Genomic DNA, 13,205 nt, shown 5'->3' with positions numbered 1-13,205 from the left:
TGCCCCACAACCGTACATACCGGGCGGAACACGCCTCGAAAAGAGACATATGACAGCATCGGACACGTCAGCTGCCAGCGGGGGGCTTTTCAAAGCCTCCGCTGCCGCGCGTGTCGATTGGGTCGACTATGCCAAGGGCATCTGCATCGTCATGGTGGTGACGATGCATTCGGTGCTGGGGGTCGAGCTTGCCGCCGGCAAGACCGGTTTCATGCATGTTCTGGTGGCCTTCGCAAAGCCGTTCCGGATGCCGGACTTCTTCCTGATTTCCGGCCTGTTCCTGCCGCTGGTGATCGATCGGGACTGGCGAACCTATCTCGACCGCAAGGTGGTGCATTTCGCTTATTTTTATGTCGTCTGGGTGACAATCCAGTTCGGCTTCAAGGCGCCCGCCTTCGCCGCTGAAACCGGGTGGCGCGAGGTCGGCCTCTTGTATCTCGAATCCTTCATCGAGCCGTTCGGCACGCTCTGGTTCATCTACCTGTTGCCGGTCTTCTTCATCGTCACGAAAGTGACACGCCAATTCCCGCCGCTCGCGATCTGGCTGGCCGCTGCCGCGCTGGAGACGGCCCGCGTCACGACCGGCTGGACCGCGATCGACGAATTCTGCGCGCGCTTCGTCTATTTCTATTCCGGTTATCTGTTCGCGCCTCACGTGTTTGCACTGTCGGATCGCGCCAGGAAGCATCCCGCGCTTGCGCTTGCATCACTCGCGACGTGGGCGCTGGTCGATGCCGGCCTCGTCCTATCAGGCGCCAGCGAATGGAAGATCGTCTCGCTCATGCTCGGCTTTGCCGGTGCCTGCGCAATCATCGCGATCGGCACGCTGCTGGCACGCGCGCATTGGTGCAATTTCCTCCGCTTTTTCGGCGAGCATTCAATCGTGATCTATCTCGCCTTCTTCCTGCCGATGGCGGCGACGCGGACGCTGCTGCTGCACAGCGGCATCATCGCCGACATCGGCACGGTGTCGCTGATCGTCACGGTTCTCGGCGTGCTGGGATCGCTCGCGATCTGGCAGGCCGCGCTGCGGCTGCACGCGGACTTCCTGTTCGAGCGCCCGGATGCATTCCGGATCGCCCCGCGCAAAGCCGGCGCGGTGTTGCAGGCCGCCGAATAGACCGCTCACGGTCGGAGATACAGGGCTCCGGTCGTCCGGCCGGCTTCCAGGTCGGCCTGCGCCAGCGCGGCGTCCCGCAGGCTGTAGGCCGTCCCGCTCACCTGCAGCACACCGTCGGTCATCGCGGCCAGCACACGCCCGGCGGAACGGCCGTATGCCTCGGCATCGTTCATGTGGGCCATGACGCTCGGCCGCGCCAGCATCAGACTGCGCCGCGGCCCGAGATCATGGACATTGAGTGATGGGATCGGCCCGGCGGACTGACCAATGCTCGCAACGACGCCGAATGGCCGCACGCAGCCAAGCGTCTTCTGCAACGTCGTCCCGCCGACCCCGTCATAGGCGACATCGACGCCACGTCCGGCCGTGAGATCGGCGACGGCTGCGGCGAAATCGGCGTCGCGCCCGACGATCAGGTGAGAGGCCCCGGCAGCGCGGGCAATTTCGACCTTCGCCGGCGAGCCGACCGTTCCGATCACGACCGCCCCGAGCGCACTGGCCCAGCGTGTCAGCACCTGACCGAGCCCGCCGGCTGCGCTATGCACGAGGATCGTCGTAGCCCGGCCGACGGGGAAAATGCGCGTGAGCAACATGTCGGCTGTAATGCCCTTGACGAACGCCGCGGCAACCGCCTCATCCGGCAAGCTCGCCGGAAGCTTCACGCAGCGCCAGGCCGGCAGGTTGCGTTCGGAGGCATAGGCGCCAACCGGTGCGCCCGCGTAGGCGACGCGGTCCCCGGGCTCGAAGCCGGTCACCTCGGTACCAACAGCCGCAACGACGCCGACCGCCTCGACGCCGGGAATCCGCTCGGGCGGGAGCGCATAGAGACCGATGCGCTGATAGATGTCGATGGAATTGACGCCGATCGCGGTCTGCCGCAGCCGGATTTCGCCGCGCCCCGGCGGCGGCAGATCGGCGCTCGCCAGTTCGAGCTGCTCGACGCCGCCGGGCGCCTTCAATCTCACGATCACGGCCATGTCCGAGTCCTCCTGTCGATGACGGAAGGACTATGGGACCCCGCGCGAATCTGCGAAACTGCTCAATACTGAGATCACGTTGTGAGAATTTGCACAGATGGACTGGAGCGACCTGCAGCACTTCCTGGCGCTCGCACGCGAGGGCACCTTGTCTGCCGCGGCGAGGAGCCTCGACGTCGACCATGTGACCGTGGCGCGCCGCGTCGCTGCCCTGGAAGCCTCCACGTCGCTCAAGCTCGTGGACCGCAGGCCGCGCAGCTACGAGCTCACCGAAGACGGCAAGCGGCTTGCCGAGATCGGCGCACCGATGGCCGAGACGGCGTTTGCGGTGGAGCGCGCCGCATTGGCCTCGAAATCCGAGATCGGCGGCGAGATCACGATCAGCGCGCCGCCGTCGCTCGCCAACCTCCTGATCGCGCCGCGGCTGGTGCGGCTGCGACAGCAGCATCCGGGCATCAGGATCAAGCTGATCGGCGAGAAGCGCACGGCCTCACTCAATCGCCGCGAGGCTGATCTGGCGCTTCGGCTGTCGCGGCCGACGGAGCCGGGATTGGTTGCCCGCAAGGTCGGCTATTTCGAGTTCGCCCTCTACGGCTCGCCCGACTATCTGAAGGCCACGCCCGCGCATGCTTTCGCTTTCGTCGCCTACGATTCCAGCATGGACGAGGTTCCGCAACAGCGATGGCTGATGCGCTTCGCCGGCACGCGCGAGATCGTGCTTCGCACCAACGATCTGGAGAACCAGGCCGCTGCCGCCAGGACCGGAATTGGGCTCGCGGCGTTGCCAAAATTCCTTGGCGAGCCCGACCCACGGCTGGAACGTCATGACGTCGCTGGGCGCCCCGTCGGGCGCGAGATCTGGCTGGTCCTGCATCGCGACCTGCGCCGTACGCCCGCGATACGCGCGGTCGCAAGTTTCATCGAAAGCTGCCTGGCCTGATCTCACAGCCTTTGCCGGCCGCATGATTTGTCTGTGCGAGTCGGCAAAATTGCTAGATGCCGAGGCTGTCTTTTGCCGCAAAAATTCATACATTGCGGCCATGCCAAAAACCTCTTCGAAGATATCAGCCAAAGCCGACACCAAGCCCGCTGCCGCGACAGCTGCTGCCAAACCGGTCGCAGCCAAGGCGGCTGGAAAAGGCGACCACGTCTTCCTGGTCGACGGTTCCTCCTACATTTTCCGCGCCTATCACGCGCTGCCGCCGCTGAACCGCAAGTCGGACGGGCTGCAGGTCAATGCCGTGCTCGGTTTCTGCAACATGCTGTGGAAGCTGCTCCGCGACATGCCCGAGGACAACCGTCCGACGCATCTGGCGATCGTCTTCGACAAGTCGGAGGTCACCTTCCGCAACAAGATCTATCCCGACTACAAGGCGCACCGGCCGCCGGCGCCCGATGACCTGATCCCGCAATTTTCGTTGATCCGCGAAGCCGTCCGCGCCTTCGACCTGCCCTGCCTGGAACAGGTCGGCTACGAAGCCGACGATCTGATCGCAACCTATGTGCGCCAGGCCTGCGAGCGCGGCGCGAGCGCAACCATCGTGTCCTCCGACAAGGACCTGATGCAGCTCGTGACCGATTGCGTCACCATGTACGACACCATGAAGGATCGCCGCATCGGCATTCCCGAGGTGATCGAGAAGTTCGGCGTGCCGCCGGAGAAGGTCGTCGAGGTGCAGGCGCTGGCCGGCGATTCCACCGACAACGTGCCCGGCGTTCCCGGCATCGGCATAAAGACCGCCGCGCAGCTGATCGTCGAATATGGCGATCTTGAACAGCTCCTGTTCCGTGCCTCCGAGATCAAGCAGCCGAAACGGCGCGAGGCGCTGATCGAGAATGCCGAGAAGGCGCGGATCTCACGCCAGCTCGTGCTGCTCGACGACAAGGTCGATCTGGAGGTGCCGCTGGACGATCTCGCCGTTCACGAGCCCGACGCGCGCAAGCTGGTCGCCTTCCTGAAGGCGATGGAATTCACCACGCTGACGCGCCGGGTCGCCGACTATTCGCAGATCGACCTCGCCAGCGTCGATGCCGATCCCGGCTATGCGAGCGGTGCCAGCGTGTTCTCGCCGCTGCCGCCCTCGGACGTCGTGCCCGCCCCGGGGGCCGGCACTCCGGCGCAGGCCCGGCCGAGCGAGCGCAACACGTCGGCGGGCAAGGAGGACAAGGCGGCGAGTCCGAAGGGCGCGCCGATTTCGCTCGCGGTTGCGCGCGAGGAGGCGCTGCGCAAGCTGCCGGTCGACCGCAGCAAGTACCAGGCGATCAAATCGGTCACAGAGCTCAACGCCTTCATCAGCCGCATTCACGACGCCGGCCATGTCGCAATCGAGACGAGAGGAAACTCGATCGATCCGATGCAGGCTGATCTCTGCGGCATCGCGCTGGCCCTGGCGCCGAACGAGGCCTGCTACGTACCGCTCGCGCACAAGCAGTCCGGCGGCGGCGCCGGCCTGTTCGACGCCGGCCTTGCGCCGGACCAGGTCAAGCATTCCGACGCCATCGAAGCGCTGAGGCCAGTGCTGGAATCGGCGGGCATTCTCAAGATCGGTTTCGACGTCAAGTTCACTGCCGTGATGCTGGCGCAGCACGGCATCACCTTGCGCAACACCGACGATGCACAGCTGATCTCCTACGTGCTCGACGCCGGCCGCGGCTCGCATGCGATCGAATCGCTCTCGGAGCGCTGGTTCGGCCACGCCATGCTGAAGGAGAGCGAGTTGCTCGGCAGCGGCAAGGGCAAGATCACCTTCGACCAGGTGCCGATCGACAAGGCAGCGCCGCTGTCCGCCGAGGGCGCCGACATGGCCTTGCGGGTCTGGCGCGTGCTGAAGCCGCGACTCGTCGCCGAGCACATGACCACCGTCTACGAGACACTCGAGCGTCCGCTGGTGTCGGTGCTCGCGCGCATGGAACGGCGCGGCATCTCGATCGACCGGCAGGTGTTGTCGCGGCTATCCGGCGACTTCGCCCAGACCGCGGCGCGCGTCGAAGCCGAAATCCAGCAGATCGCGGGCGAGCCGGTCAATGTCGGCAGCCCCAAGCAGATCGGCGACATCCTGTTCGGCAAGATGGGCCTGCCAGGCGGCACCAGGACCAAGACCGGCGCGTGGTCGACCACCGCGCAGGTGCTCGACGAGCTGGCCGAGCAGGGCCATGATTTTCCGCGCAAGATTCTGGAGTGGCGCCAGGTCTCCAAGCTGAAATCGACCTACACCGACGCACTGCCGACCTATGTCAACCCACAGACCCATCGCGTGCACACGACCTACGCACTGGCCGCGACCACGACGGGCCGGCTGTCCTCGAACGAGCCGAACTTGCAGAACATTCCGGTGCGCACCGAGGACGGCCGAAAGATCCGGCGCGCCTTCATCGCGACGCCGGGCCACAAGCTCGTCTCGGCCGACTATTCGCAGATCGAGCTGCGGCTGCTGGCCGAAATCGCCGACATCCCCGTGCTGAAACAGGCGTTCAAGGACGGCCTCGACATTCACGCGATGACCGCGTCGGAAATGTTCGGCGTTCCGATCAAGGGCATGCCGAGCGAAATCCGCCGCCGCGCCAAGGCGATCAATTTCGGCATCATCTACGGCATCTCGGCGTTCGGCCTCGCCAACCAGCTCGGCATCGCGCGCGAAGAGGCGTCGGCCTACATCAAGAAATACTTCGAGCGCTTCCCCGGGATTCGCGCCTATATGGACGAGACGCGAGATTTCTGCCGGAACCACGGCTATGTCACCACGCTGTTCGGCCGCAAGTGCCACTACCCCGACATCAAGGCCTCCAACGCCTCGGTGCGCGCCTTCAACGAGCGCGCCGCGATCAACGCGCGGCTGCAAGGCACCGCCGCCGACATCATCCGGCGCGCGATGACGCGGGTGGAGGATGCGTTGGCGCAGAAGAAGCTCTCGGCGCGGATGCTCCTGCAGGTGCATGACGAATTGATCTTCGAGGTGCCCGACGCCGAGGTCGAGGCGACGTTGCCCGTCGTGCAACACGTGATGCAGGACGCACCGTTCCCGGCCGTGCTGCTGTCGGTGCCGTTGCATGTCGATGCGCGCGCGGCGAACAATTGGGACGAGGCGCATTAGGGCCGTCCCGATGAAAATCGCCGCCATGTCCGGCAGCCTGCGCGCGGGTTCGAGCAACACAGCCGTGTTGCGCGCAGCGGCCCGGCTCGCGCCGGATGGTGTCGAGGTGATCCAGTTCGAAGGGATTGCAGGCCTGCCTTTCTTCAATCCGGATCTCGATGGCGACAACGTGCCTGCACCGGTCGGCGCAATGCGCGAGATGATCGGCGGCGTCGACGGGCTCCTGATCTCGAGCCCTGAATATAACCGCGGCGTCGCTGGCGTGTTGAAGAATGCGCTCGATTGGCTTGTCGGCAGCCACCAATTTCCTGATAAGCCCGTCGCGCTGATCAACACGTCGCCGCGTGCGACACACGCGCTGGCCGCCCTGACGCTGACGCTCGAGACGATGTCGGCCCGGCTCGCCACGGACGCCTGCCTGACGTTGCCGCTGCTCGGCGGAGCCTGGGACGAGCACAGCATCGCCGCTGATCCCGCCCTCGCAGAACCGTTGCGCGTGGCGATGGAGCGTTTTGCGGCCTTCATCAACACCGCGCGGGCCTAGGCGTCGGACCAAACGAATTGTCCTCCGTGCAATTGCGCGATGGCGTCGCATCGCCGTGCATATTAAAACCAGCGCCGCTCCCGCACCGGTTGGATCATGCCCCACACCTCAGCCTTGCTCGGCTTCGCCTTCGTCTGCCTCGGTCTCGTGCTCACGCCGGGACCGAACATGATCTATCTGATCTCGCGCTCGATCACGCAGGGGCCGGCGGCCGGGATCGTTTCGCTCGGTGGCGTCGCGCTGGGCTTCGTGTTCTACATGCTGTGCGCGGCGTTCGGCATCACGGCGCTGCTGCTTGCGATTCCCTTCGCCTATGACGCGCTGCGCTTTGCCGGCGCCGGCTACATGCTCTGGCTCGCCTGGCAGGCGGTGAAGCCGGGCGGTCGCTCGCCGTTCCAGGTAAAGCAGCTCGCGATCGACAGCCCGCCCAAATTGTTCGCGATGGGGCTCGTCACCAATCTGCTCAACCCGAAGATCGCGATGCTGTATCTGGCGCTGTTGCCACAGTTCATCGATCCCGCCGCCGGCAGCGTGCTGGCGCAGTCGGTGGTGCTGGGCGCGATCCAGATCGCGATCAGCGTCAGCGTCAATGCGATCATCGCGCTGGCGGCCGGATCGATCGCGCTGTTCCTGGCGAGCCGGCCAAGCTGGATGCTGGTGCAGCGCTGGCTGATGGGCACAGTGCTGGCCGGGCTTGCGGTGCGGATGGCGGTCGAAGCGCGGAAGGCGTGAGCTTTCCCACCCTCCCCTTGAGGGGAGGGTAAGAGAAGATCAATCCAGCTTCGCGTCCATGCCCCGCTTCACGGCCGGGCGCGCCATCAGGGCGTCGTACCAGCGCCTGACGTTGGGGAAGTCGGCGAGCTCGACCTTGTGGCGGGGATGCCGCCAAGCCCAGCCCAGAATGGCGAAATCGGCGACCGAGAGATCGCCGGCGACGAAATCGCGCCCGTCCAGGCGACGGTCCAGAACGCCATAGAGCCGGCGCGTCTCGGCCATGTAGCGCTTCAAGCCGTAGGCGCGGTCCTGCTCGTTCTCCAGCGCGATGAAATGATGCACCTGGCCCGGGATCGGGCCGAAGCCGCCCATCTGCCACATCAGCCATTCATAGACGGGGATACGCGCACCGAGCGATTTGGGCAGGAATTTGCCGGTCTTTTCGCCGAGATAGAGCAGGATCGCGCCTGATTCAAAGATGCTGACCGGCTTGCCGTCCGGGCCCTCGGGGTCGACGATCGCAGGGATCTTGTTGTTGGGGGAGAGCTTGAGGAACCCCGGCGCCATCTGCTCGCCCTTGGTGATGTTCACCGGGACCACCTTGTAGGGCAGTCCCATTTCCTCCAGCGCGACCGAAATTTTGCGGCCGTTCGGCGTGTTCCAGGTGTGCAGCTCGATGATCATTGGCCTGTTTTCCTTCCCGGGATACCAGGCATCCACCTACCCCAGATAGTTGCACAGCCACAACCGGCGGACCGGGATGGCCGATCCCTGTTGACGGGGGCGCCCCCCTCTGGAATGTCACGGCCGTCGCGGATAAATTCCGCCACTTCTGAAAACCCCGTTCGAGGGACCCCCGTGTCGAAATCTGCCTCCCGCGCCCGCCTGTTCGAAATCATCCGCCGCCGTTCCTTCGGCCGGGGCGAGGTGACGCTCGCATCGGGCCGCAAGAGCGATTTCTACTTCAACCTCAAGCCGACCATGCTCGACCCCGAGGGCGCAACGCTGCTCGCCGAGCTGACCTATGAGACGCTGAAGGACGACAATCTCGATTTCATTGGCGGGCTCGAGATGGGCGCAGTGCCGCTCGCCGGCGCGCTGGCGCAGATCTCCTGGATCAAGGGCCATCCGATCGCGGCCTTCTTCGTGCGCAAGAAGCCGAAGGAGCACGGTGCCAGGCTCGCGATCGAAGGTCTGCCGAAAGGCGAGACGCTCGACGGCAAGCGCGTCGTGATCGTCGAGGATGTCACCACGACAGGCGGCTCGGCGATGAAGGCCGTGGAATCCGTGCGCGAGACCGGCGCGGAAGTCGTGCTGGTGCTGACCATGGTCGACCGCGAGGAAGGTGCTACCGACACATTTGGCGCGGCCGGCCTGCCGTTCCGCTCGCTGTACAAGGCCTCGGAATTCCTGAAGGCGTGATCTCTCCTCTCCCCGCAAGCGGAGCGAGCTGGAGCAACTCCTCGTTTACCATCCCGCTTTATGGTAAATCATGTGCCGAAACCCCAGAGGTTCCGGCCAGGTCAGTAGCGTCGGGTGGAGTAAGCGTTGCGTACGAATGTGTCCCATGCGCGCCTGCGGCGTTGCGCGATGCTGATGGCCGCCACCCTTGCAGCACCGCTGCTTGCGAGCCCGGCCCCGGTTGCGGCCGAAGGCCTGTTCGACTTCTTCTTCGGCGGCGCCCAACAGCGGCCGCAACGGGATATTCCGCAACCGTCGAGCTCCTTCGTCGATCCGTTCGGCAATCAGCAGAATCCGGCCACTCAGCCGACGACACGCTCGGCGTCGGCTGGCGGTTCGGGCCCGGCCTTCTGCGTGCGCAGCTGCGACGGCAAATATTTTCCGCTGATGCGCGGCCTCGCCTCGCCGGCGCAGATGTGTCAGGCCTTCTGTCCCGCCAGCACCACGAAAGTGTTTTTCGGCTCCTCGATCGATTACGCTTACAGCCAGACCGGCGAGCGCTACGCCGACAGCGAAAACGCCTTCGCCTATCGCAAGGCGCTGCGCGCGGACTGCACCTGCAACGGCCGCGAGCCGGCAGGCCTCGCTCCGGTCGATCTGACGCTGGATGGCTCGCTGAAGGCCGGCGACGTCATCGCCACCAGCGATGGCCTCGTCGCCTATACGGGCGTTCGTCTCGGCAATGACCAGACCGCCGAGTTCACCCCGGTGGCCTCCTATCCCGGCCTCACCGCGCAGGTCCGCGCCCGACTCGGGGAAATGAAGGTGGCGCCGGTGCGCGCGGAGACAGTGGCAGCCGATGCCCCGGCGGCCGAGATCGTGCGCGAGGCATTGCCTGATGTGACTGATGTGCCGAAGACGACGGCGAAGTCGGCGAAGCGAGCAGGATTGGATTAGGGTCCGGACCGTATCCAAGTCGTCATTGCTTCGCGCTTGGGCGCAAAATTGCTTCGCATTTTTGTCGCGAGCTCCTCGCAATGACAGTGGATGCGGCCCTATCTTCCGATAATCACTCCGATCACGTTCGGCGCCGCCAGATACTTCTCCTCGATCGCCGCACGCGCGGCGGCACGGTTGTCAGGCGTCAGCAGGCCGCGCTTCTCGGCCAGGATCATCCAGCAGAAACCCCACCAATCGGTCAGCAGGCCGGTCTCGCCGACGAGGTCATAGCCCTGCTCGGCCGCGAAGATGCGCGCATGCGCTTCGTCAAGCGTGTCGAGGAAGTGGTGATCCTCGGCCGCGAACAGATCGTCGCTGATGTCGTCGATGGTGTAGCCCCAGATCGACTGGCACACCGCGTTGAACTCGCGGTCGAACTGGTCGTCATCGACGGCATAGCGCCGCGCCGCCTGATGCAGCCGTGACAGCGACCGCGCGAAATCGGCGATCCGGGTGAGGGCAAATTGATCGAAGGCAATGGTGGACATGTAGTCCTCGCGACTGACGTCAGACCCTAGATGTTGTGTCGGCAAGGTGCCGAATCACAATGATATATCAAAGACTTGCTAAATTGTTCTTAATTTGTTCCGGATGCGCCGCTGACGATTGGGCTCGTCGTCCCGGCTTTCCCCGGCGGTAGCTGAATCGGTACCCGATCCGGCACCGAATCAGCGTTCCTCCGTGCTGGCCCGGGTTCCCAAAGCGGCCCGTTCTTTGCATAATTTTACGGCAGCGCAGTGCCCTTGCCGGACCAGCGATGGTTCCGGTTCGGGAGAAATACGCGTAGGTGTTAATGGTGTTTCTGTCGACCAGGAAGTGACGGCTTTGCAAGATCAATCGTTCCAACCCAACGTCCCCGCCCCCGGTCAGCCTATCGACGAACTCGCGCTGTCGGAGATCAAGGGCGCGATCCTGGCGAAGCTGCGCCTTGCCATCGGCAAGGATGCGGGCATGGCGACCAAGCACGACTGGTACCAGGCCGCAGCGCTGGCGCTGCGCGATCGCATCGTGCATCGCTGGCTCTCGGCCGAAAAGCGCAGCTACGACGCCGGCCGCAAGCGCGTCTATTATCTCTCGCTCGAATTCCTGATCGGCCGCCTCTTCACCGATGCGCTCAACAATATGGGCCTTCTCAAGATCTTCGATGTGGCGCTCGGCGATCTCGGCGTGTCGCTGCCTGAGTTGCGCAAATGCGAACCCGATGCGGCGCTCGGCAATGGCGGCCTCGGGCGGCTCGCCGCCTGTTTCATGGAAAGCATGGCGACGCTGCAGATCCCCGCGATCGGCTACGGCATCCGTTACGATTACGGCCTGTTCCGACAGATCATCAATCAGGGCTGGCAGCAGGAATATCCGGACGAATGGCTCGGCTTCGGCAACCCCTGGGAACTGCAGCGCCCCGAGGTGATCTACGACGTCAATTTCGGCGGCAGCGTCGAGCATGTCGACGACAGGGGTCGCGACCGCGCGCTCTGGCACGCGAGCGAGACGGTGCAGGCGATCGCCTATGATACGCCGATCGTCGGCTGGCGCGGCCAGCACGTCAACGCGTTGCGGCTGTGGTCGGCGCGCTCGCCCGATCCGTTGAAGCTCGATGCCTTCAACTCGGGCGATTATGTCAGCGCCAGCGCGGAGCAGTCGCGCGCGGAAGCGATCTGCAAATTCCTCTATCCGAACGACGAGAGCCCGGCGGGTCGCGAGCTGCGGCTGCGCCAGGAATACTTCTTCGTCTCCGCCTCGCTGCAGGATCTGATCAAGCGGCATCTCGCCTCCGACGGCCAGCTGCGCAGCCTGTCGTCCAAGGTCGCGGTGCAGCTCAACGACACACACCCGAGCCTCGCCGTCACCGAGTTGATGCGCATCCTCGTCGATCTCCACAATTTCCGCTGGGACGAGGCCTGGAAGATCACCGTCGCCACGCTCTCCTACACCAACCACACGCTGCTGCCGGAAGCACTCGAGACCTGGCCGGTCGAGCTGTTCGAGCGGCTGTTGCCGCGCCATCTCGAGATCATCTATCGCATCAACGTCCAGCATCTGGCGCTGGCCGAAGCGCGCGCTCCCGGCGACATCGACTTCCGGGCCTCTGTCTCGCTGATCGACGAAAAGAGCGGGCGTCGCGTCCGCATGGGCCAGCTCGCCTTCGTCGGCTCGCACCGCATCAACGGCGTCTCGGCGATGCATTCGGATTTGATGCGCGAGACCGTGTTCCACGATCTCAACCATCTCTATCCCGGCCGCATCACCAACAAGACCAACGGCATTACCTTCCGCCGCTGGCTGATGCTGGCGAATCCGAAGCTCACCGATCTGCTGCGTGAGACTTGCGGCGAAGCCGTGCTCGACGATCCGACCCGGCTCTCGCTGATCGAGGCGCGGGCCAGCGACGTCGAATTCCAGAAAAAGTTCCGGAGCGTCAAGCTGCACAACAAGACGGCGCTGGCGCGCCTGATCGGCGAGCGGCTCGGCATCAAGGTCGACCCGACCGCGCTGTTCGACGTGCAGATCAAGCGCATCCACGAATACAAGCGCCAGTTGCTCAACATCATCGAGACCGTCGCGCTGTACCAGTCGATCAAGGATGACCCGAATGGCAATTGGGTGCCGCGGGTGAAGATTTTTGCCGGCAAGGCGGCTGCGAGCTATCGCTACGCCAAGCTCATCATCAAGCTGATCAACGACGTCGCCGAAATCGTCAACAACGATCCCGCGATCGGCGGCAAGCTCAAGGTCGTCTTCCTGCCCGACTACAATGTCAGCCTTGCCGAAGTGATCATCCCCGCAGCCGACGTGTCGGAGCAGATCTCGACGGCCGGCATGGAAGCATCCGGCACCGGCAACATGAAGCTGGCGCTCAACGGCGCCATCACCATCGGCACGCTCGATGGCGCCAACATCGAGATCCGCGACCAGGTCGGCGTGGAGAACATCGCGATCTTCGGCATGGAAGCCGGCGACGTGATGATCCGGCGCAAGCAGGGGCTGGACGCCTCCGACGTGATCCGCAATTCGCCGAAGCTGCAGCGCGCCATCAATGCGATCGGAACCGGCGAGTTCTCGCCCGGCGATCCGGGCCGCTTCGAATCGATCGCGCACGCGCTGCGCTATCTCGACCATTACATGGTCAGCGCCGATTTCGATTCCTATTACGAGGCGCAGCGCGCGGTCGATGCGCGCTGGCTGGTCTCACCGGCCTGGACCCGCGCCTCGATCCTCAACGTCGCCCGCATGGCGTGGTTCTCGTCCGACCGCACCATCCGCGAATATGCCGAAGAGATCTGGAACGTGCCGGTCAATCCGGCGGCGCCACCGTTTCAGATGGCAGAGACCATGCGGGACGCGGCGAGCTGATTTTTCCG

General features: G+C 64.5%; 11 protein-coding genes. 8 read left to right on the top strand and 3 right to left on the bottom strand.

Annotation, left to right across the window (positions count from 1 at the left end):
* Positions 1 to 49 precede the first annotated feature (49 nt).
* Positions 50 to 1,120, top strand: coding sequence for an acyltransferase family protein (locus tag ACVW16_RS20290; protein ID WP_456736536.1), 1,071 nt, complete (start codon positions 50 to 52; stop codon positions 1,118 to 1,120).
* 5 nt (positions 1,121 to 1,125) lie between these two features.
* Here the strand turns inward: ACVW16_RS20290 and ACVW16_RS20285 are convergent, their stop codons facing one another.
* Positions 1,126 to 2,097, bottom strand: coding sequence for a quinone oxidoreductase family protein (locus ACVW16_RS20285; protein WP_456736537.1), 972 nt, complete (start codon positions 2,095 to 2,097; stop codon positions 1,126 to 1,128).
* A gap of 97 nt (positions 2,098 to 2,194) precedes the next feature.
* On the opposite strand from ACVW16_RS20285, the gene ACVW16_RS20280 reads away from it, so the two are divergent.
* The 4 genes from ACVW16_RS20280 to ACVW16_RS20265 all read left to right on the top strand — a co-directional run bounded on the left by ACVW16_RS20280 (position 2,195) and on the right by ACVW16_RS20265 (position 7,464).
* Positions 2,195 to 3,037, top strand: coding sequence for a LysR family transcriptional regulator (locus tag ACVW16_RS20280; RefSeq protein ID WP_456736538.1), 843 nt, complete (start codon positions 2,195 to 2,197; stop codon positions 3,035 to 3,037).
* Positions 3,038 to 3,137: 100 nt separating this feature from the next.
* Positions 3,138 to 6,188 carry a DNA polymerase I gene (gene polA, locus ACVW16_RS20275; RefSeq protein WP_456700905.1) on the top strand — a complete coding sequence of 1,017 codons (3,051 nt, stop codon included), beginning with the start codon at positions 3,138 to 3,140 and terminating at the stop codon, positions 6,186 to 6,188.
* A gap of 10 nt (positions 6,189 to 6,198) precedes the next feature.
* Positions 6,199 to 6,732: an NADPH-dependent FMN reductase gene (locus tag ACVW16_RS20270; protein ID WP_456802395.1), complete on the top strand. Its 534-nt coding sequence runs from the start codon at positions 6,199 to 6,201 to the stop codon at positions 6,730 to 6,732.
* Between the two features lie 96 nt (positions 6,733 to 6,828).
* Positions 6,829 to 7,464, top strand: a complete 636-nt coding sequence (locus ACVW16_RS20265; protein WP_456700903.1) for a LysE family translocator — start codon at positions 6,829 to 6,831, stop codon at positions 7,462 to 7,464.
* 39 nt (positions 7,465 to 7,503) lie between these two features.
* Here ACVW16_RS20265 and ACVW16_RS20260 read toward each other — a convergent pair whose 3' ends face one another.
* Positions 7,504 to 8,130 (bottom strand): glutathione S-transferase family protein, encoded by a 627-nt coding sequence (locus ACVW16_RS20260; protein WP_456736540.1) that lies wholly within the window; start codon positions 8,128 to 8,130, stop codon positions 7,504 to 7,506.
* A gap of 174 nt (positions 8,131 to 8,304) precedes the next feature.
* On the opposite strand from ACVW16_RS20260, the gene pyrE reads away from it, so the two are divergent.
* Together pyrE and ACVW16_RS20250 are read left to right on the top strand one after the other, a co-directional pair.
* The gene (pyrE, locus tag ACVW16_RS20255) at positions 8,305 to 8,868 is read left to right on the top strand and encodes an orotate phosphoribosyltransferase (RefSeq protein ID WP_456700901.1); all 564 of its coding nucleotides are present in this window, start codon (positions 8,305 to 8,307) and stop codon (positions 8,866 to 8,868) included.
* 168 nt (positions 8,869 to 9,036) lie between these two features.
* Positions 9,037 to 9,804 carry a DUF2865 domain-containing protein gene (locus tag ACVW16_RS20250; protein WP_456705137.1) on the top strand — a complete coding sequence of 256 codons (768 nt, stop codon included), beginning with the start codon at positions 9,037 to 9,039 and terminating at the stop codon, positions 9,802 to 9,804.
* Positions 9,805 to 9,902: 98 nt separating this feature from the next.
* On the opposite strand, the gene ACVW16_RS20245 is transcribed toward ACVW16_RS20250, so the two are convergent.
* Positions 9,903 to 10,334 (bottom strand): hypothetical protein, encoded by a 432-nt coding sequence (locus ACVW16_RS20245; RefSeq protein WP_456700900.1) that lies wholly within the window; start codon positions 10,332 to 10,334, stop codon positions 9,903 to 9,905.
* Between the two features lie 337 nt (positions 10,335 to 10,671).
* Here ACVW16_RS20245 and ACVW16_RS20240 point away from each other — a divergent pair, with 337 nt between their 5' ends.
* On the top strand, positions 10,672 to 13,197 hold the full coding sequence (locus ACVW16_RS20240) for a glycogen/starch/alpha-glucan phosphorylase (RefSeq protein ID WP_456736541.1): 2,526 nt from the start codon (positions 10,672 to 10,674) through the stop codon (positions 13,195 to 13,197).
* Positions 13,198 to 13,205: the final 8 nt, after the last annotated feature.

The organism is Bradyrhizobium sp. USDA 4474 (assembly GCF_054057515.1).
The sequence above is the reverse complement of the archived record's forward strand: the minus strand, read 5'-3'. Positions and strand labels throughout refer to the sequence as shown.